15 protein-coding genes and 1 pseudogene are annotated in these 20223 nt (G+C 76.6%); 10 read left to right on the forward strand and 6 right to left on the reverse strand.

Features of this window, described 5'->3' with window-relative positions:
• The first annotated feature begins 37 nt into the window (after window positions 1–37).
• The gene (locus JOE63_RS12270) at window positions 38–1180 is read left to right on the forward strand and encodes a Dyp-type peroxidase (RefSeq protein WP_307840070.1); all 1143 of its coding nucleotides are present in this window, start codon (window positions 38–40) and stop codon (window positions 1178–1180) included.
• Window positions 1177–2037 carry a family 1 encapsulin nanocompartment shell protein gene (locus JOE63_RS12275; protein ID WP_244286154.1) on the forward strand — a complete coding sequence of 287 codons (861 nt, stop codon included), beginning with the start codon at window positions 1177–1179 and terminating at the stop codon, window positions 2035–2037. The genes JOE63_RS12270 and JOE63_RS12275 overlap by 4 nt, the downstream gene beginning before the upstream one ends.
• A 9-nt stretch (window positions 2038–2046) precedes the next feature.
• On the opposite strand, the gene JOE63_RS12280 is transcribed toward JOE63_RS12275, so the two are convergent.
• The gene (locus tag JOE63_RS12280) at window positions 2047–2901 is read right to left on the reverse strand and encodes a UbiA family prenyltransferase (protein WP_204541671.1); all 855 of its coding nucleotides are present in this window, start codon (window positions 2899–2901) and stop codon (window positions 2047–2049) included.
• 107 nt (window positions 2902–3008) lie between these two features.
• Between JOE63_RS12280 and JOE63_RS12285 the strand changes: the two genes are divergently transcribed.
• From JOE63_RS12285 to JOE63_RS12305, 5 genes and pseudogenes are all read left to right on the forward strand, one after another.
• On the forward strand, window positions 3009–4145 hold the full coding sequence (locus JOE63_RS12285) for a type III polyketide synthase (RefSeq protein ID WP_204541674.1): 1137 nt from the start codon (window positions 3009–3011) through the stop codon (window positions 4143–4145).
• Window positions 4142–4684, forward strand: coding sequence for an isoprenylcysteine carboxyl methyltransferase family protein (locus tag JOE63_RS12290; RefSeq protein WP_204541677.1), 543 nt, complete (start codon window positions 4142–4144; stop codon window positions 4682–4684). The genes JOE63_RS12285 and JOE63_RS12290 overlap by 4 nt, the downstream gene beginning before the upstream one ends.
• A pseudogene (locus JOE63_RS12295) lies at window positions 4618–5772 on the forward strand (NAD(P)/FAD-dependent oxidoreductase); the annotation flags it as partial. The gene JOE63_RS12290 and the pseudogene JOE63_RS12295, both read left to right, overlap by 67 nt.
• Before the next feature lie 46 nt (window positions 5773–5818).
• Window positions 5819–6373 carry a hypothetical protein gene (locus tag JOE63_RS12300; RefSeq protein WP_157759634.1) on the forward strand — a complete coding sequence of 185 codons (555 nt, stop codon included), beginning with the start codon at window positions 5819–5821 and terminating at the stop codon, window positions 6371–6373.
• Between the two features lie 58 nt (window positions 6374–6431).
• A complete protein-coding gene (locus tag JOE63_RS12305) occupies window positions 6432–6794 on the forward strand; it encodes an ACT domain-containing protein (RefSeq protein WP_087472088.1) in 363 nt (120 codons plus the stop codon).
• A gap of 45 nt (window positions 6795–6839) precedes the next feature.
• Here the strand turns inward: JOE63_RS12305 and JOE63_RS12310 are convergent, their stop codons facing one another.
• The 5 genes from JOE63_RS12310 to JOE63_RS12330 are packed head-to-tail and all read right to left on the reverse strand — an operon-like array spanning window position 6840 to window position 15375.
• Entirely contained in the window at window positions 6840–7550 is a 711-nt protein-coding gene (locus tag JOE63_RS12310; protein WP_087472089.1) for a GNAT family N-acetyltransferase, read from the reverse strand.
• The gene (locus JOE63_RS12315) at window positions 7547–9841 is read right to left on the reverse strand and encodes a penicillin acylase family protein (protein WP_204541683.1); all 2295 of its coding nucleotides are present in this window, start codon (window positions 9839–9841) and stop codon (window positions 7547–7549) included. Before JOE63_RS12315 ends, JOE63_RS12310 begins: the two co-directional genes overlap by 4 nt.
• A 1-nt stretch (window position 9842) precedes the next feature.
• Window positions 9843–12338, reverse strand: coding sequence for a GNAT family N-acetyltransferase (locus tag JOE63_RS12320; protein WP_204541686.1), 2496 nt, complete (start codon window positions 12336–12338; stop codon window positions 9843–9845).
• Window positions 12335–13813, reverse strand: a complete 1479-nt coding sequence (locus JOE63_RS12325) for a lysine N(6)-hydroxylase/L-ornithine N(5)-oxygenase family protein (RefSeq protein WP_204541689.1) — start codon at window positions 13811–13813, stop codon at window positions 12335–12337. Before JOE63_RS12325 ends, JOE63_RS12320 begins: the two co-directional genes overlap by 4 nt.
• A complete protein-coding gene (locus JOE63_RS12330; RefSeq protein ID WP_204541692.1) occupies window positions 13810–15375 on the reverse strand; it encodes a pyridoxal phosphate-dependent decarboxylase family protein in 1566 nt (521 codons plus the stop codon). Before JOE63_RS12330 ends, JOE63_RS12325 begins: the two co-directional genes overlap by 4 nt.
• A gap of 185 nt (window positions 15376–15560) precedes the next feature.
• Here JOE63_RS12330 and JOE63_RS12335 point away from each other — a divergent pair, with 185 nt between their 5' ends.
• The 3 genes from JOE63_RS12335 to JOE63_RS12345 are packed head-to-tail and all read left to right on the forward strand — an operon-like array spanning window position 15561 to window position 20128.
• Window positions 15561–17237, forward strand: coding sequence for an FAD-dependent oxidoreductase (locus JOE63_RS12335; protein ID WP_087472093.1), 1677 nt, complete (start codon window positions 15561–15563; stop codon window positions 17235–17237).
• A 51-nt stretch (window positions 17238–17288) separates the two neighbouring features.
• Window positions 17289–18812: an ATP-binding protein gene (locus tag JOE63_RS12340; RefSeq protein WP_244286155.1), complete on the forward strand. Its 1524-nt coding sequence runs from the start codon at window positions 17289–17291 to the stop codon at window positions 18810–18812.
• Complete coding sequence (locus JOE63_RS12345; protein ID WP_204541694.1) at window positions 18809–20128, forward strand: low temperature requirement protein A; 1320 nt, start codon at window positions 18809–18811, stop codon at window positions 20126–20128. Before JOE63_RS12340 ends, JOE63_RS12345 begins: the two co-directional genes overlap by 4 nt.
• The last annotated feature ends 95 nt before the right edge of the window (window positions 20129–20223 follow it).

Consider the following 20223-nt stretch of genomic DNA (forward strand, 5'->3'; position numbering starts at 1 on the left):
GGGTGCGCTCCCCGGGCGCGCGTGGCACGCTCGCCTCGTGCCGCAGAACACGACCCAAGGGACCGGCGCGAGCATCGACGTGCCGGCCGACGTGCCCGAGCCGCAGCCCGTCCTGGGCGGGCTCACCGAGTCCGCGGTGTTCCTCGTCGTCAGCGCCACGGGGTCGCCCGGGGCGCGTGCGCGCCTGCTGGACGTCGCGTCGTCGGTCAACGACCTGGTGCGCGCGGTCGGGTTCCGCCAGTCGGCCGCGGGGCTGACGTGCGTCGTCGGGCTGGGGTCGGCGTTCTGGGACGCGGTGCGCCCGCCCGGGGCGCCGCGGCCCGAGGGGCTGCACCCGTTCCGGGCCGTGCAGGGCGCCGTGCACGACGCGCCGTCCACCCCGGGCGACGTGCTGTTCCACGTCCGGGCCGACCGCGCCGACCTCACGTTCGAGCTGACCCGGCAGGTCATGGCCGCGCTCGGCGACGCGGTGCGCGTCGAGGACCACGTGACGGGCTTCCGCTACTTCGACTCGCGCGACCTGCTCGGTTTCGTCGACGGCACCGAGAACCCGACGGGACGCTCGGCCGCCGGCGCCGCGATCATCGCGGACGGGCCCTTCGCGGGCGGGAGCCACGTCGTGGTGCAGAAGTACGTGCACGACCTCGCGGCCTGGGGCGCGTTGCCCGTCGAGGCGCAGGAGCGCATCATCGGACGGACCAAGCTCGACGACGTCGAGCTCGCGGACGACGTGCAGCCCCCGGACTCGCACGTGTCGCTCAACACGATCGTCGACGACGACGGCACGGAGCGCGACGTCCTGCGCGACAACATGGCGTTCGGCGACCCGTCGACGGGCGAGTTCGGCACCTACTACATCGCGTACGCCGCGGACGTGGGCGTCGTCGAGCGCATGCTGGACAACATGTTCGTGGGGAACCCGCCCGGCCGGTACGACCACATCCTCGACGTGTCCACCGCACTGACGGGGACGTCCTTCTTCGTCCCCGCGCTCGACCTGCTCGAGTCGCTGGCCGACGACGCCCCGGACGGGGCCGGACAGTCCGCGCCCACCGCACCCGGCACCTCGACCTCGACCTCGACCTCGACCTCGACCTCGACCGCACAGCCTGCCGCACCCGCCACCACCGCACCCGTCGGGTCCCTCGCGATCGGGTCGCTGAAGGGAGAACCGTCGTGAGCACCTCGGAACCGGACCTGGGCTCGGTCGCCCCCACGAGCGGCGCCGGCGCGCCCGGGGACTCGAACCTGCACCGCTGGCTCGCGCCCGTCACGGACGCGGCGTGGGAGGAGATCGCCGACGAGGCGCGGCGCACGTTCGTGCGCAACGTCGCCGGGCGGCGCGTGGTCGACGTGACGGGCCCGCTCGGCTTCGGCACGGCTTCCGCGCGCACGGGCCACGTGACCGACGTCGAGGCCCCGCACGACGGCATCCGGGCGCGCCTGCGCGACGTCGTGCCGCTCGTCGAGCTCCAGGTCCCCTTCACGGTGTCCCGGCAGGCGGTCGACGACGTCGCGCGGGGATCCAAGGACTCGGACTGGCAGCCCGTCAAGGACGCCGCCACGGCGCTCGCGCGCGCCGAGGACCGGGCCGTGTTCGAGGGGTACGCGGCCGCCGGGATCCGCGGCATCGGCCCGGGGTCGGACAACCCGCCGATCGCGGTCCCCGCCGACCCGCGCGACCTGCCCGACGCCGTCGCCGCCGCGCAGACCGAGCTGCGCCTCGCGGGCGTGGAGGGCCCGTACGCGCTCGTGCTCGACGCCGACCTGTACACGGCGGTGTCCGAGACCCGCGACCACGGGTACCCGATCCGCGAGCAGCTCGAGCGCATGGTGCAGCGCGACATCGTGTGGGCGCCCGCGCTGCGCGGCGGGTACCTGCTCACCACGCGCGGCGGGGACCACGAGCTGACGATCGGGCAGGACGTGTCCATCGGCTACCTCGACCACACAGCCGACGAGGTGCGCCTCTACCTGTTCGCCTCGCTCACGTTCCAGACCTACACCGCCGAGGCGTCCGTCCACCTCACGCGCTGACCCACCCGCTCAGCCCGGGACGACGACGGCAGGCGCCGCGAGCACGAGCAGCACGACGCACACGCCCGCGACCGCCATCGACAGCGCGAACGGGGCACGGCTGCGGGGCCGCACCACGCCCACGACCCCGGCCGCGCCGGCGACGAGCAGCCCCGCCCCGCCCAGCACCCAGGCCGCGGCGTCCGGCGCCCCCGGGGGCGCCACGACGACGAGGAGCGCGGCCACGCCGAGCAGCACGGGCGCGAGCACGCTGCTCGCACGCCGACCGAGCCGGTGCGGCAGGCCCCGCACGCCGGTCGCGGCGTCGTCCTCGAGGTCCGGCAGCGTGTTCGCGACGTGCGCGCCCACGCCCAGGAGCGCCGCGGCCACGACCGCCCACGGCGCGGGCCGACCATTCCCGGGCGCGGCGAGCACGACGAACACCGCGAGCAGGCCGAAGGAGAGCGCGTAGGGCGCCCACGACCACCACGTCGCCTTGAGCAGCGCGTTGTACGACCACGCGCTCGCGACCGCGACGACGTGCACCAGCCCCGGCACCACGCCCGTCGCGAGCGAGAGCACCACGCACGCGCCGAGGGCCGCGAGCGCCGCCGTGCGCAGGGCCGCGGGCGTGACGAGACCGGTCACGACGGGCTTGTCCACGCGCCCGACCGCGAGGTCGCGGCGTGCGTCGAGCCAGTCGTTGCTCCACCCGACCGAGAGCTGCCCGGCGAGGACCGCGAGCGCGACGAGCGTCGCCGTCCGGGCGCCCGCGCCGATCCCGACCGAGAGCGCGAGCGCGAAGGCAGTGACCATCACGGTCGGCGGGAAGTGGCTCGCGACGACGAGCCCCCGCACGAGCCCCCGCGGGCGACCGGTCATCATGGCGGCAACCTAGCCCGCCGGCGGGCCCCGCGCCCGGCACCGGAGCCGTGCCCGCCATCGGGCCCCTCCCCCGCGCGGGCCGACCGGGCGGGTGGGACGATGCGGGCATGTCGCGCGTCGTCGCCGTCGGGACCTCGCTGCCCGACCATGCGTACCGCCAGGACGAGATCTCCCGGGTCACGAGCGAGCTGCTCACGGACGACCCGGTGCGGCGTGCGCTCACACGCCGCCTGCACGCCCACGCGGGCGTGGAGACCCGTCATCTCGCGCTGCCGGTCGAGGACTACGGCGGGCTGTCGTTCGGGTCGGCCAACGACACGTTCCTCGCGCTCGGCACGGACCTCGCGGAACGGGCCTGCCGGGCCGCCCTCGACGACGCGGGGCTGCACGCGGACGAGGTGGACCACGTCGTCCTGACGACCGTCACGGGCGTCGGCGCGCCCACGCTGGACGTCCTCGTGGCGGCCCGGCTGGGCCTGCGCACCGACGTGCGGCGCACGCCGTCGTTCGGGTGGGGGTGCGCGGGAGGCGCGGCGGGCCTGGCGCGCGCGGACGACCTGCTGCGGGGCCGCCCGCGCGACGTCGCGCTCCTCGTGGCGGTCGAGCTGTGCTCGCTGACGCTGCAGCGCGGCGACCCGTCGACGGCGAACCTCGTCGCCTCGGGCCTGTTCGGCGACGGCGCGGCGGCGGTGGTCCTCGTGGGCGACGAGCACCCGCTCGCGCGGCGCCCCGGCCCGTACGGGCGGTCCGGGAGCGGGGCCGCGCGGGCGCGCGGGGCGCGCCTCGTCGACTCCCGCTCCCACCTGCACCCGGGCACGACGGGCGACCTCGGGTGGCGCGTGGGCGACACGGGGTTCGAGATCGTGCTGTCCGCGCGGCTGCCGGAGCTCATCGGCGCGCACCTGCTCGGCGACGTGAAGGCGCTCCTCGCCGAGCACGACCTCGAGCCGTCCGACGTCGGAGCGTGGGTCGTGCACGCGGGCGGCCCGCGCGTCCTGGACGCGGTGCGCGACGCGCTGGGCCTCGCCGAGGACGACCTCGCGCTCAGCCGCGCGTCCCTGCGCGACGTCGGGAACCTGTCGTCCGCGTCGGTGCTGCACGTCCTCGCCGCGACCCTCGCGCGCCCCGCCGCCCGGCCCGGGACGCCCGCCGTCCTCATGGCCTTCGGGCCCGGCGTGAGCACCGAGCTCGTGCTCCTGCGCCTCGACGGTCGCGGGGCGCCCGGCCCGGGGGCGGGCGGATGAGCCTCGCCTGGTACGTCGTGCTCGTCGGCGCCACCGCCGTCGAGCGGCTCGCGGAGCTGGTCGTGTCGGCGCGCAACGCGCGCTGGTCCTTCGCCCGCGGCGGCGTCGAGTCGGGCCGGGGGCACTTCCCCGCCATGGTCGCGCTGCACACCGGTCTGCTGCTCGCGTGCGTCGCCGAGGCGTGGCTCGCGGACCGCCCCTTCCTGCCCTGGCTGGGCTGGCCCATGCTCGCCCTCGTGCTCGCGAGCCAGGGACTGCGCTGGTGGTGCATCGCGACGCTCGGACCGCGGTGGAACACGCGCGTCATCGTCGTGCCCGGCCTTCCCCTCGTGGCACGGGGTCCGTACCGGTGGCTGCGCCACCCGAACTACGTCGCGGTCGTCGTCGAGGGCGTCGCCCTCCCCCTGGTGCACTCGTGCTGGGTCACGGCGGTCGCGTTCACCGTCCTCAACGCCGTGCTCCTGGCCCGCTTCCGCATCCCCGCCGAGGAGCGCGCGCTCGCGCTCGCCACCGCGGGCGGGCCCCGCCCGTCGCCGTGACTCCCGCGCGCACCGACGTGCTCGTCGTCGGCGGCGGGCCGGTCGGGCTCGCCGCCGCGCTGCACGCCCGCCGCGCCGGGCACGACGTCGTCGTGGTCGACCGCCGCGCGGGCGTGATCGACAAGGCGTGCGGCGAGGGGCTGCTGCCCGGCGCGCTGGCCGCGGTGCTCGCGCTCGGCGTCGACCCGCCCGGGCACCGGCTCGCCGGCATCAGCTACCGGGACGCGACCCGCCACGCCGACCACCCGTTCGCGGCCGGGCCGGGGCGGGGCGTGCGGCGCACCGCCCTGCACGCCGCGCTGCGCGAGCGTGCGCTCGCGGAGGGCGTCGCGATCGAGCACGCGACGCTGCGCGCGCTGCGCCAGGACGAGCGCGGGGTGGAGGTCACGCTCGACGCCGCGCGCGACGACGGCGGGGCGCGCTCGCTGGTGCGCGCCGGCTGGGTGCTCGGCTGCGACGGGCTCCACTCCGCCGTCCGGCGCCTCACCGGGCTCGACGCCCCGCCACGCGGGCGCGCCCGGTTCGGGCTGCGCACCCACTACGCCGTCGCCCCCTGGAGCGACCTCGTCGAGGTGCACTGGGCCCCGCACGCCGAGGCGTACGTGACCCCGGTGGGGCCCGACGTCGTCGGCGTCGCCGTGCTCACCCACCGCGCCCCCGCGAGCCGGGAGACGGGCTCCGGGCCGGGGAGCCGCCCTGCCACGGGGCTGGACGCCTTTCCCGAGCTCGCGCAGCACCTGCGCGACGCCCCCGTGCTGGGGCGCGTGCGCGGCGCCGGGCCGCTGCGCCAGCGGGCCCGACGCCGTACCGCCGGGCGGGTGCGCCTCGTCGGCGACGCGTCCGGGTACGTCGACGCGCTCACGGGCGAGGGGGTGCGCGTCGGGCTCGCCCAGGCCGACGCCGCCGTGCGCCACCTCGACGACGCGGCGGCGTACGAGCGGGCCTGGGCGCGGGCGACGCGCGACTACCGCGTCCTGACGACGGGCCTTCTCGCCTGGGCGGGCAGCCCCGCCCGCGGCGCGATCGTGCCCGCCGCGAGCGCCGCCCCGTGGCTGTACGGGGCGGTCGTCGAACGCCTCGCCCGCTGAGGAGCGTGGTCGCGCTCCGTCCGACGTCGGCCGGTAGGGTCGCCGCGTGGCACGGTCGCAACAGGTGGGGGCGGGCTCCCGCCGGCAGTGGGGTGCGCTCGTCGCGGGCGTGGTCGCAGTCGGGGCCGTCGAGGTCCTCACGGTGCACCTCGTCGCCGGGGTGCTCCTGCCCGACGCCGCGGCCCTCGTCGTCGACGGGGTGCTCGGGCTCGCGACGCTCGGCCTCGTCGTGGTCCTCGCGTCACCCGTGTGGGCGTCCTACCGCCTCGGCCCCGACGCGCTCGTCCTGCGGTTCGGCTGGGTCGGCGGCGTCGTCGTCCCGCGCGACGACGTCGTGGGCGCGGCGCCGTACGCGGGCACCCCGGCGCGGCCCGTCGAGCTCGGCGCGGGCCACGATCCCGGGACCGTGGACGCGGGCGGGCGCGCCGCCGGGGCCACGCACGGTGTCGTGTCGTTCGTGCGGTCCACCCGGTCGACGGTGGTGCGCCTCGACCTCGCCGCACCCGTGACGGCCCGCGTCGCGGGGACGCGCCGCGTGGCGGCGACCGTCGTCCTCGTGGGGGTCGACGACCCCGCCCCGCTGCTCGCGCTCGCCCCGTAGCCCCGTCCCGGCGCTGCGCACCCGCCGTGTGTGGGCGCGGGCGGCTACCGTGCCGCCCATGACCTCGCTCGACCTGCACGTCGTCCCCGACCGCTTCCTCCTCGCCCACGTCCCCGGCGCCACGTTCCCGGAGGACGACGAGTGGGTCGCCCTCGTGCGCGCCCCGGAGGGCCTGACGGTCGTGCGGCACGCGTCGCCCTTCGACGACGCCGAGCGGTGGGCGGGCTTCTACGGCTCGGCGCACGACCTGGCGACGACCGGGGTGCTCGCCTCCGTCGTCGGGCCGCTCGCCGACGCGGGCATCGCCGTCTTCGTCGCCTCGACGTTCCACGCCGACCTCGTGCTCGTGCCCGAGGACCACCTCGACCGGGCCACGCGCGCCCTGCGCGACGCCGGGCACGCCGTCGCCGGCCCCCGCTGAGGCGCGCACGGGCCGTCCGGGGGACGGCGCGTCCCGCGCGGGACGTCAGTCGCGCGCGGCCGCCGCGGCGGCGTCGAGGAGGTCGCGGGCCCGTTCGCGCGTGAGGAACGCCAGGACCGCGTCCTTCTCGCCCACGCGCACCCTGTCGGCGACCTCGAAGCCGAGCGCACGGATCCGGGCGTGGGCGCGCTCGTTCGCGGCGTCCGGCTCGACGACGAGGCGGTCCACGCGCGGGTCGGCGAAGCAGAACCCGACGAGCAGCGGCCCGACCGCGCCCCAGAGGTCCGCACCCCGGGGCCCTCGCGCCCCGAGCAGGAAGTGCGCCCCCGCGTCGCCGGGCCGCGCCGGGTACGCCTCGCCGACCGGGTCGTGCTCCGGCTCGTACGTCTGCAGCAGCGCCACGGGCGTCTCGTCCCACCGCACGAGGAACGCGTGGTGCGTGGGCAGCGAACCGACGTACGCGTACAGGTCGCGCAGCTCGGCCCGGGACAGCTCGGCCAGACCCCAGAAGCGTGCCCGCGGCTGGGTCACCCAGTCGTGCAGCACGTCGAGGTCGGCGTCGGGGTCGAGCACGCGCAGCGTCAGCCGACCGCCGCCCGGGGCGTCGTGCGTCAGCAGGAGCTCGCCGGGCGCCCCCGTCCGCAGCCGCCCGCTCCCCGCGGGAGCGACGTCGGCAGCGGGCGCGGGGCGGTCGGCGTCGCCGCCCGGTCCGGTCGGCACCTCGGGGTGGTTCGCGGTCCTCGCGGCGGTGGTCATCGGGTCTCCTCGTGGCGCAGCAGGGTCCAGTCGGTCACGACGGGCACGGTCTCCGCGGCCGCCCACGCCGTGAGCTGGTCGGTGAAGTGCGGCGAGCGGGGGTCCCCGCTCGCGCCGAACGGCACGCCCCAGCGGCTCGCGTCGCGGTCGGCCAGGTCCCACACCCAGCGCGCGACCGACCCGCGCACGCACACGTCGCTGGTCCCGGGCACGCTCGCGGTGCAGCGCACGGTGTCCGTGTCGCCGCCGAGCGGCAGCGACGGCACGCGCGGCACGGCGACGCCCGGCACGTCGAGCAGCACGTGCAGGCCGAGCACGCGGTGGGTGTCTCCCCACGCGGGTGCGGTGCCCGTCCGGCCCGGGTCTGTCCGGCCGTGGTCCTCCGTGTCCCGGAACCCACCGACGACCTCGCTCAGCGCGCCCCACGCCTCGGCCGCCCCGTCGATCCCCAGCCACGCGGCGCCGAGCAGCGCCGGCAGCGCGTCCGCGACGCGCGCGGCGACCGACAGCCACGGCGCGAGCACCGGGTCGAGCCCGTGCGGCGCGTGCAGGGGCTCGAACGCCGGGTGCGTCGCGACCCGGTGCGCGAGGGCTGTGCGCCACGCGGCGAAGAGTGCCGCGTCGGCGCTGTCCGCGTCCATGCGGCGGTCCCACGTGCGCAGGCGACGGGCTGCCCGCACCGACCAGGGGTCGCGCCCCTCCGCGGAGCCGGCGACGGCACCCGAGGTGCCCTCGCCACCGGCTTCCTCGTCGTCCGTGGGCCCGTCGCCCCTGGTCTGGTCGAGCCAGCGCAGCAGGTCGTCCGCGCCGCCGAGCAGGGTGTCCGCGTGTACCCGGTTCTGGTCCGCGGCCGTCCCGTCCTCCCCGGCCGCGTCGAGCAGATCGCGGATCCGCCGGGCGCGGTGGGGCGGCGCGTAGGTGCGGCCGAGGTCGATCTCGGGGCGCGCAGGGCGTTCGTTCGCGTCGACCGCGACGTCGTCGACGACCACGGCCGCGGGTGGCACGACCCACGGCCGGGCGCGCGCGGCGTCGGACCACGCGGGCAGCGGCAGGGCACGCTCGGCACGGTCACGACGAGGCACGCGACCCGCCGTGACGGACAGCACGACGCCGCGGTCCGCCGCGAGGACGCGGTCCACCGGGTCCACCCACGTCGCGAACGCGTCCGCGACGTCGCGCGCCGAGCGGGCGCGCAGCAGCCGTCGCCACGCGGCGACGCCGAGGTCGGCGTCGACCCGTGCGGGCAGCCGGACCGCGAACGTGCGGTCGGGCTCGTCCGGTCCGCCGGTCACGACGACCCCGCGCGCCGTCTCGACCGTCTCCACCCGGTGCTCCACGGGCCCTCCCGCGGCGCGCACGCGCACCGTGGCGACGAGGACGTCCGCGGGCTCCGGACCGTCCGGGCCCAGCGCCTCCACCCCACCGTCGGCGGTCCGGCGCAGGCGCTCGGCGACGACGTCGACGTGGTGCGCCATCGCGTTCGTCACGCCCCAGGCCGCGTCACCGGCGTGGCCGAAGTGCGGGAGCCCGGGCACGCCCGGGAACGCGAGACCCACGACGTCGTAGTCGTCGCACGCGAGCCGCACCTGCTGGTAGACGCCGGGCAGCTCGAGCAGGCGGTGCGGGTCGCCCGCGAGGAGCGGCGCCCCGCTGCGGGTGCGCGCGCCCGCGAGCGCCCACGCGTTCGACCCCGAGCCGGGCCCGCCGTCGACGGCGAGCAGGTCGAGGACCTCGGCGAGCGGCACGTCGGGACGGGACCGCGCGACGGCGGTCCCGAGCGTGCGGGCGACGTGGTCACGCCACAGCACGTGCGGGAAGCCGGAGAAGAGGACGTGCGCGACGAGGAACACGCCGAGCGGCGCCCAGGCGGGCCACGGCTCGTGCGCCGGGAGGTCGCCGCCACCGGGCCACGCGGGGTCGGCGAGGGCGTGCAGCTCGGGCACGTCACGCCCCCGGGCCAGGCCCTCGTTGACGCCCGCGGCGTACGCGTCGACCCAGGCGCGGTCGTCGTCCGCGAGCGCCGCGTAGGCGCGGCGGGCGGTGTCGGCGAGGCGGACGCGGTGGGCGAACCGGTCCCAGGCGAGACCGGGCTCGCCGAGGCGTTCGGCGAGGCGGCCCTCGGCGCGCCACCGGTCGACCTCGATCTGCCAGCCGCGGTCGAGCGCGGTGACGTATCCCTGACCCCGCGCGAGCGCGAGCTCGTCGGCGGCGCGCACGTGCGGCACGCCCCACGCGTCGCGGTGCACGGCGAACCCGCCGGGCGGGGCGCCCGGCACCCCCGGGGCGCCCACGTCAGACGTCCCGCGCGGCGGGGTTGGCGAGCGTGCCCGCGTACAGGAGGGACGCGGACTGGTCGGCGAGGTCGACCATCTGGAGCGTGTTGCGCAGCTGGAGCCGGTTGAGGCACGAGTGCGCGAACCGGGGTGCGCGCAGGTCGACGCCGCGGCGCAGGTCCGGGTGGTCGGCGCGGTGGGCGTCGAGGCACTCGGCGACCAGGCCCCAGAACCGGTCCTCGGGCAGCACGCCGTCCCCGGCGAGGATCGCCGCGAGGTGACGCAGGACGCCGTCGAACACGTCGGTGAAGATCGCGAGCGCCTTCTCCTCGTCGTCGACGACGGCCCGCACGCGCTCGACCCCGGGCGGGAGCGCGGCGTCCCCGAGGACCGCGATCTCCTCGCCGACGTCCTTCATGACGGCCCGGACGACGACGTGGTCGCGCAGGACGAGGATGAGGTTCTCCCCGTGCGGCATGAACGCGAGGTCGTGCGCGAGGAGCGCGTGAGCGAGCGGGCGCAGGTAGGCGTCGAGGTAGGACCGGACCCAGTCGGCGGGGTCGAGCCCGGAGGCGCGCACGCGCGCGGTCGCGTGGGCGGCGCCGTCGGGGTCGCGGTGCAGGAGCGAGGCCATGGTGGCCAGGCGCTCCCCGGGTGCGGTGCGCGGCACGGGGCTCTCGCGCCACAGCGCGGCGAGCATCTTGCGGTGCGCGGACGGGGTCGTGGTGCGGTGGTAGACGTCGCCGGTGTACCCGATCGAGGCGAGCTCGCGGAGCACGGTGAAGCCACGCCCGCCGAGCTCCGGGTCGGCGGCGACGAGGTCGGCCACCCAGTCGTTGATCGCCGGGGTGTCGCGCATGTAGGCGGGCGACAGCCCGCGCAGGAACCCCATGTTCTGGATCGCGAGCGCGACCTTGACGTAGTGGCGGCCGGGCCGGGTGAGGTTGAACAGGGTGCGGATCGACTGCTGCGGCTGGTACTCGTCGGCGCCCTGCCCGACCGGCACGAGGTCGCCGCGCGCGACGTCTGCGGCGAACGTGATGGGGACGCGGTGCTCCCACTGCCACGGGTGCACGGGCAGGTAGAGGTAGTCGGCCGGGTCGAGGCCGCGCGCGGCGAGCCGGTCCGCGAACGCCGCGCGCTCGTCGTCGGACAGCTCGCCCGCGTAGTGCGACGCCTCGTCGAGCTCGGCGCCGAGCGCGAGGTGGGTGTGCTCGCGCCGTGCGGCGAGCCACACGAGGCGCACGCGCCCGCCGTTCTCGGGCGCGTACGCGCGGTACTCCGCGAGGCCGAACCCGATGCGCCCGTTGTTCGCGACGAACCCCGGGTGCCCCTCGGTCATGGCCGCCTCGACCTCCTGGAAGGAGGCGCCCAGCAGGTCGACGGCGCTCGGGCCGCCGGTGCGCTCGTAGCGCTCGGTCTTGGCGGTCGCGCTCGCGAGCGTCGAGGACACCTCCTCGAGGTAGGTGGCGAGCAGGTCGTCGGGGATGCGCAGATCGGGCTGCAGCTCGACGACGAGGTCGAGCGCGTCGACGGGCAGGTCGCGCCGCGCGCCCGTCTCCCCGGGTCCGTCGCCGGGCACGGCGGCCCGCCGGATCGACGCCTCGTCGAGCACCCAGTGCTCCAGCTCGTAGCGACGTGCGACGAAGCGGTACTCGACGGCGCCGCACGCGACGGGCAGCACGTACTCGCCCGGGCCGTTCGCCTCGACCGGCCCGACCTCGGCGCGCGGCGCGAGCAGGCGCTCGTGCGTGAGCTCGGCGATCGCCTTGGCGACGAGGTGGCGGTGCGCGCGGTCGGCCAGGTCGGGCCGCAGGTGCGGGGCGAGGTCCACGCCGTCGCCCAGCGGGCTCGCGTCCAGGTCGGCGCGGGTCGCGACCGCGAGGTGCGCCGTCTTGCCCGGCAGCTCGAGCTCACGCAGCACGCGGAACCCGGCCGCGGCGTTCTTCGCCGCGATCGCCGCGTTGCGCACGTCGGGCTCGACGACGACACGCCGCGCCCCGCGCCCGGCGGGGTCGAGGCAGAACCGCACGACGGCGCCCATCACCGCGGACGTGAGACCGCTGCGCGCGGGTCCGGCGGGCGGCGCGACGAGCAGGTGCATCCCCACGTCGCCGGGCTCCAGCAGCGCGACGGCGGCGGGGACGCCGGCGAGCGTGACGCGCGCCGGGTCGTAGGTCTCGACGAGGAACGCGGGCTCGCCGTCGACACGGCCGAGCCACGCGTCCTGGTGCGGGTCGGCGGCCACCTCCTGCAGGTAGGCGCGCACGCCGTCCGTGTCGAGGTGGCCCAGCTGCCAGAACGCCGAGCGCGGGTGCGCGAGCCAGCCCTGCACGAGCGCCGCGTCACGTGCAGGGTCGACGGCGTCGAACGACACGTCCGCGCGGCCCGCACCGAGGCGGACCCGCAGCGCGAAGGCGTGGTCCGGGGTCGCGGTCGGTGCGAACCCGTCCGTCTGCCCCGCCGACGACGGCGGCGCGGACGACGGCGACGCGGTGACGGTCTGGGCGCTCATCGGGCTCCCCCTCCCGTACGCTCGCCCGCGGCGACGGGCGCCGTGACGGGGGACGTGGTAGAAGACGTGGCCGCGCCGTCGGGCAGGCCGAACGTCTGGAACGCGATGCGCTCCTCGACCGGGTACACCTCGCGCCCCGTGACGGTGCGCAGCACCACGGCGTTGCGCCACGCGGCGAACCCGAGGTCCGGCGCGGTGATGCCGTGCGTGTGCTCCTCGCCGTTGAGCACGTGCACGCGGCGCGCGTCGTCGACCGTGTAGTCGCGCGCGACGTCGAACCGCCCGAGCTCGTCGAACCGGAGCAGGTGGCGCACGGGGTCGAGGAACGCGGGCACCGCCGCGGCGTAGCCCGTCGCGGCGACGAGGGCGCGCGTGCCGCGCTCGACCTCGACGCCGAGCTGCGCGTGGCGCAGGCGCAGCACGTACTCCCCCGCCTCGGGCTCGTAGCGCGCGGCCACGACCTCGGTGTCCGTGAGCAGGGTCGTCGGCACCGGGCGGTCCAGGCTGAGGCGGTACAGGGCGTCGTAGATCTCGTCCACGAGGTCGCCGCTGATCCCCTTGTACAGGCCGCGCTGCTCGCGCCCGAGGAGCTGGCGCAGCTCGAGCGGCAGCGCGTGGAAGTGGTCGGTGTACTCCGGCGACGTCATCTCCAGCGTGAGCTTCGTGTACTCCATGGGGAAGAAGCGCGGCGAGCGCGTCACCCAGTCCAGCCGGTACCCGGGCCGGTCCGCGTCGCCGTGGACGCCGTCGAGCAGGTCGCGGTAGACCTCGGCGGCCGACTGGCCGCTGCCCACGACCGTGACCGACCCCGAGGCAGAGAGCGCGGCGCGGTGCGGCAGGTACTGCGCGCTGTGCACGAGCGGCCCGGCTCCCGGGTGCTCGCCGCGCGCGACCTCGTCCGCGAGCGCCCGCAGCGCGGGCGGCAGCACCGGGGCGGTGCCGACGCCGAGCACGAGGTGGCGGCCCCGGTGCTCCTCGGTGCCCGTCACGGCGCCGTCCTCGTCGAGGATCTCGGCCCGCACGACGAACGCGTCGGCGGCCGGGTCGTGCTCGACGGCGACGACACGCCGCGACCAGCGCAGCGAGGACAGGCGGGCCGCGACCCAGCGGCAGTACGCGTCGTACTCGGCGCGCAGCGGGTAGAAGGACTCGCGGATGTAGAACGGGTAGAGCCGGCCCGTGGCCTTGAGGAACGCGAGGAACGAGTACGGCGACGTGGGGTCCGCCATGGTGACGAGGTCGGCGAGGAACGGGACCTGGATCGTCGCGCCCTCGATCATCATGCCGGGGTGCCAGCGGAACTCCGGCGCGGCGTCGAGGAAGACGGCGTCCACGTCGTCGAGCGGCGCGGACAGCGCCGCGAGCCCGAGGTTGAACGGCCCGATCCCCACGCCGACGACGTCGCGCACACGGGCAGGGTCGTGGGTCGGGACGTCGTGGGTCGGGTGCGGGGTCCCGGCCGCGGTGCCGGTCATCGGGCGACCGCCCCGGCCGTCGCGAGCGAGGCCACGAGGTCCGCGGCGTGCTCGTCGTCCTCGTCCCCCAGCAGCGCGTCGCGTTCGACGAGGGCCTGCGCGGTCGTGCGCACGAGGTCGAGCACGCGGCGCACGTCCGCCAGGGTCACGGTCGGGTTGAGGAGCGTGAGCTTGAGGCACGGGAGGCCGTCGAGCACGGTCTTGGCGACGACCGCGCGCCCGGACTCGAACAGGACGCGCCGCACGAGCGGCACGAGCCGGTCGGCGTGCTCCGCGGCCAGCCCCGGCGGCTCGTAGCGGAACAGGACCGTGGACAGGTCGGTGCGGCCGAGGACGCGCAGGTCGGGGTCGTCCGCGAGGTCGGCGTGCACCGCCGCGGCGAGGTCGCACACGGCGTCGACCATCGCGCCGACGCCGTCGGGCCCGAGCGCGCGCAGCGTCGCCCAGAGCTTGAGCGCGTCGAAGCGCCGGGTCGTCTGCAGCGACACGTCGACCTGGTTCGGCTCGGCGTTCTCGCGCGGGTTGAGGTAGTCGGCGTGGTGGGCGACGCGCTCCAGGTCGGTGCGGTCGCGCACGATCAGCGCGCTCGCGGACACGGGCTGGAAGAACGCCTTGTGGTAGTCGACCGTCACGGAGCGCGACCGTTCGATCCCGTCGAGCAGGTGCCGGCGCGTCGGGGACACGAGCAGCCCACAGCCGTACGCGGCGTCGACGTGCAGCCACACGTCCGTCGCGTCGCACACGTCCGCGACGTCCGCGAGCGGGTCGACGCAGCCGCGGTCGGTCGTGCCCGCGGTCGCGACGACCGCCATGACGAGGTCGCCCGCCGCGCGCACCGCGCCGACCGCCGCCGCGAGCGCCGCGGGGTCGAGGCGGCCGTCGGCGTCGGCCGCGACGTGGACCACGGCGTCGTCGGCCAGTCCGAGCAGCAGGGCCGAGCGGCCCACGCTGAAGTGGCTCGACGCGGCCGCGAGGACGCGCAGGCGCGGCAGCACGGCCGACCGCCCGGGTCCGCCTGCGCGGGCCGCGCGCTCGACGGCGCGTTCCCGGGCGAGGAAGAGCGCGTGCAGGTTGGACTGGGTGCCCCCGGAGGTGAGCACCCCGTCGCCCGCGGAGTACCCGACCCGGCGCGCGGTCCACGCGACGACGCGGCGCTCCATGAGGGTCGCCACCGTCGACTGGTCGAACGTGTCGACGGACGTGTTGATCGCCGCGAGCATCGCCTCGGCGCCGACGGCGGGCAGCGCGACCGGGCAGTTGAGGTGGGCGGCGTACGCGGGATCGTGGAACCACACGGCGTGGGCGGCGTAGAGGTCGCCCGTCTCGCGCAGCGCCACCTCGGTGCCGACGCCGGGCGCGTCGAGGTCGACCGCGTCGACGAGCGCCGCGAGCTGCGCGCGGCTCGCGCCCGACCAGGGCTGCGTCACCGCCGCGACCCGCGCGGCCACGTCGTCGACGACGGCGTGCAGGGTGCTCGCGTAGTCGCCCGCGGTCGCGCCCGTGAGCAGGGCCGGGGCCGTCGAGGGACCGTGCGCGGGCGCGACGGATCGTGCTGAGAGCATGGCGAGGCTCCAGGTACGGGGAGAGGACCGTCGCGGATCGCGACGGGGCAATCTGAGGTTTGCCTTGCCTAACCTAGCGCAGTCGAACGCGCCGTCAAGAGTGACCTGCGCCACGCCGCCGTGGACGCGGGACCCGCGCAGCGGGAGGATGGCACTCGCCCGTCCGTGGCTCCCGAGGAGACCGTGTGGAACCGACCGTCGCGACGACCCGCCCCGCCATCGTCACCGTGGACGACGACCCCGGGGTCTCGCGCGCGGTCGCGCGCGACCTGCGCCGCCGGTACGGCGACCGGTACCGCATCGTGCGCGCCGAGTCGGGCGCCGAGACGCTCGACGCGCTGCGCGAGCTCGCGCTGCGGGGCGAGGACGTCGCCGTCGTGCTCGCCGACCACCGCATGCCCGGCATGACGGGCGTCGAGCTGCTCGAGCAGGCGATGGACCTCTTCCCCGCCGCCCGGCGCGTCCTGCTCACCGCCTACGCGGACACCGAGGCCGCGATCGAGGCGATCAACGTCGTCGACCTCGACTACTACCTGCTCAAGCCGTGGGACCCGCCCGAGGAGAAGCTCTACCCGGTCGTGGACGCCCAGCTCGAGGCGTGGTCCGCCACCGACCGGCGCCGGCCCGCCGAGACGGTCGTCGTCGGGCACCGGTGGTCGGCGCGCTCGTCCCAGGTCCGCGAGTTCCTCGCGCGCAATCGCGTGCCCTACCGCTGGTACCCGTCGGAGTCCGCCGAGGGCGCACGGCTGCTCACCGCGGCGCAGACCGACGGCGAGGCCCTCCCCCTCGTGGTCACGCCCGAGGGCGAGGCGCTCGTCGCGCCCGACGACGCCACGCTCGCCGAGCGGGTCGGGCTCGCCACGCGGCCCACGGCCGACTTCTACGACCTCGTCGTCGTGGGCGGCGGCCCCGCCGGGCTGAGCGCCGCCCTGTACGGGGCGTCGGAGGGGCTGCGCACGGTGCTCGTCGAGCGCACCGCGACCGGCGGCCAGGCCGGGCAGAGCTCGCGCATCGACAACTACCTCGGTTTCCCCGACGGGATCTCGGGCGCGCAGCTCGCCGAGCGCGCGCGGCGACAGGCGGTGCGGTTCGGGGCGGAGATCGTCACGACGCGCGACGCGATCGAGCTCGACGTCGACGGGCCCGCGCGCAGCGTCCGCTTCCCCGACGGGACGTCGATCGACGCCCACACGGTCATCCTCGCCTCGGGCGTGTCCTACCGGCTGCTCGACGGACCGGGGCTCGAGGACCTCGTCGGGCGCGGCGTGTTCTACGGGTCGGCGCTCACCGAGGCCACGGCGTGCCACGACCAGGAGGTGTACGTCGTCGGCGGCGCCAACTCCGCGGGACAGGCGGCGCTCTACCTGGCCCGCGAGGCCAAGCGGGTCACCCTCGTGGTCCGGGGCGACTCGCTCGCCCGGTCCATGTCCTCCTACCTCGTCGAGCAGGTCGAGGCGCACCCGCGCGTGCGAGTCCTGACCCGCACGGAGGTCGTCTCGGCGTCGGGCGAGGACCACCTGGAGCACCTCGAGCTGCACGACGTCGACACCGGCGAGACCTCGCGCGTCGAGTGCGGCTGGGCGTTCGTGTTCATCGGCGCCGCGCCCCGCACGGACTGGCTCGACGGCGTCGTCGCGCGCGACCCGCGCGGGTACGTGGTCGCCGGTCCCGACCTGCTGCGCGACGGCGTCCCGCCCGCCGGGTGGACGCTCGACCGCCCGCCCTACCACCTCGAGACCTCCGTGCCGGGCGTCTTCGCCGCGGGCGACGTGCGCGCGGAGTCCGCCAAGCGCGTCGCGTCCGCCGTGGGCGAGGGCGCCATGGCCGTCATGCTCGTGCACCGCTACCTCGAACAGCTCTGACCGTCCCGTCCCGCGCGACACAGCCCCGACCCGAACCCCGGAGGCGACACCGTGACCAGCACCGAGGACCCCACCACGACCCCGCCCACCCCGGGCGCCTCCGCCGCGGCGGCCGCCCGTGGGTGGCTGCCGTGCGACGTCGACGAGCTGCGCGCGACGTTCCTGTTCGAGCACCTCACCGACGACCAGCTCGCCTGGCTGTGCGCCACCGGCCACGTCGAGCGCCACGACGCGGGCTGGCTGTTCCACGAGGGAACGCCTGCCGAGGCGTTCTACGTCCTGCTCGACGGCGGCGTCGCGCTCTACCGGCGCGTCGGCGAGGACGAGGTCGAGGTCTCGCGCACGCACCAGGTCGGCGTGTACCTCGGGGCGTGGAACGCCTACCTCGGCGACCGGCTCCCCCAGACCTACCTGCACTCGGCGCGCGCCCTGGAGCCCTCGCGCTTCTTCGTGCTCGAGGCGCACGACTTCGCCAAGCTCATGACCGAGTGGTTCCCCATGGCGGTGCACCTGTTGGAGGGGGTCTTCTGGGGGACGCGCGACGCGCAGCAGCTCGTCGGGCAGCGTGAGCGGCTGCTCGCCCTCGGGTCGCTGTCCGCGGGCCTCACGCACGAGCTCAACAACCCGGCCGCCGCCGCGGTGCGCGCCACCGGGACCCTGCGCGAGCGTGTCGCCGCCATGCGGCACAAGCTCGCGCTCATCGCCGACGGCCCCTACGACCGCGCCACCCTCGCCGAGCTCATCCGGCTCCAGGAGGAGGCGCTCGAGCGCTACGCGGACACCCGGACCGCGGACGCCGTCGGCGCGCTGGAGACGTCCGACCTCGAGGACCGGCTCACGGACTGGCTCGACGACCACGGCCTCCCGGAGGGCTGGCGCGTGTCCCCCGCGCTCGTCCAGGCCGGGATCGACGAGCCCTGGCTCGACCGCGTCGCCGAGCGCGTGGACGCCGGCGCGCTCACCGGAGCCGTGAGCTGGCTCGCGTACACGATCGAGACCGAGCAGCTCATGGCCGAGATCGAGGACGCCACCGTGCGCATCTCGACCCTCGTCGGCGCGGCGCGCCAGTACTCCCAGCTCGACCGGGCGCCGTTCCGGCCCGTCGACCTGCACGAGCTGCTCGACTCCACGCTGACGATGCTCGACCACTCGCTCGCGGGCGTCGAGGTCGTGCGGCGCTACGACACCACCCTGCCGCCCGTCCCCGTCTACGCCGCCGAGCTCAACCAGGTGTGGACCAACCTCGTCGAGAACGCCGCCCAGGCGATGGGCGGGTCCGGCACGCTCACGGTCACGACGCGGCGCGTCGACGACCGCGCCGAGGTCGAGATCGCCGACACCGGCCCCGGCATCCCCGACGCCGTGCGCCCGCGCATCTTCGAGCCCTTCTTCACGACCAAGCCGGTCGGGCAGGGCACCGGGCTCGGCCTCGACATCTCGTGGCGCATCGTCGTCAACAAGCACCACGGCGACCTCACGGTGACGTCCGTGCCCGGCGACACGCGGTTCGTCGTGCACCTGCCGCTCGAGCCCGCGCAGACCCCGCCGCAGCCCGCGCAGACCCCGCAGCCGTGACGGCCGCTGCCCCCGCCGCGGGGACGTCGCCCGTCGGCGAGGAGCGCCACGCGTCGTGGCTCGAGCTCTTCTTCGACCTCGTCGTCGTCGCGGGCATCGGGATGCTCGCCCACCTGCTGCAGGAGGACCACGACCGCGGCGGGCTCGCCCTCTACGTCGTCGCGTACACCGCGTTCTGGCTCGTGTGGGCCTGTTTCACCACGTACGGCAACGTCGCGGGCGAGGGCGCCCGTGCGCTGCCCATCCTCGGCGGGATGGCGGCGCTCGCGGTGATGATCGCGGCGGTCCCGGGCATCCACGACGAGCACGCGCAGGCGTTCGCGGTCGCGTACGTCGTCGGTCGGCTCGTCGCCGCGCGACCGTGGCGCCGCACGACCGTCGTCGTCGACCTGCCCGTGGTGCAGGCGCTGACCGGCGTCGTGCCGTGGATCGTGTCGTGGTGGTTCGACGGGCAGACGCGGTACACGCTCTGGGCCGTCGGCCTCGCGATCGACCTCCTCCTGCTCCTCACGCTCTCGGGCGAGCGCCTGGTCCAGCGGGCGCAGGAACGCCTGGACGAGGTCCGCGAGCGCCGGGGGCGCGGACCGGGCGCCCGGCGCGACCGCCGACGGCGTGACGGGCGCGCGCCCGTGGGGCGTGCGGACGAGAGGCGCGCACGTGGCGGACGGCGGGGGGCGGGAGGCGCGAGGGGCGCCGAGGAGGTCGAGGTGCCGACGACGGTCGACGCGGCCGTGAGCGACGTCCCGCACCTCGGGGAGCGCCTGGGCCTCTTCGTCATCATCGTGCTCGGCGAAGGCCTCATCCAGGCGATCGACGCCGCGAGCGAGGCGGAGTGGGACCGCACGCTCCTCGTCGCCGGAGCGGGCGCGTTCACGCTGCTGGTGGCCCTGTGGGCCCTCACCGTGCGGTCGGGCTACGCGGGCGTCGCGCTGCTGCGTCCCGCCGGGGTGCCGCCGCGCTCGGCGTGGTTCCTGCACCTGGTGACCACCGGGGCGCTCGCGACGCTCGCGGGCGCGCTCGGCGGCGTCCTGGACCGTCCGGCGCGCGCGCTCGACCCGGGCGAGCTCGCGCTGCTCGTCGGCGCGTTCGCCGTGCACGGGCTCGTGTCCGCCGGGGTGCACGCCGCGCTGCGCGACGGGCGCACCGCCGCCCTGCTCGCCGTGCCCGTCGTCGCCGCCGGAGCGGTGGCCTGGCTCGCCGGCGGCACGATCTCGGCCGCGGGGCTGGTGTGGGTGCTGTCGGGAGCGCTGCTGGTCCAGCTCGCCCTGGCCCGCGGTCCCCGCCCGGCGCCCGCCCCGGCAGGCTCCGACGCCTGACGCCCGCGACCTGCCCGCGCAAAATCGTGGACGTCAGGCGATCGCGGGCATAGCCTCGTGGCGTCCGGTCGAACCCGCCCGGACGCACGATCATG

Source organism: Cellulosimicrobium cellulans (assembly GCF_016907755.1).
Classification (GTDB): domain Bacteria; phylum Actinomycetota; class Actinomycetes; order Actinomycetales; family Cellulomonadaceae; genus Cellulosimicrobium; species Cellulosimicrobium cellulans_D.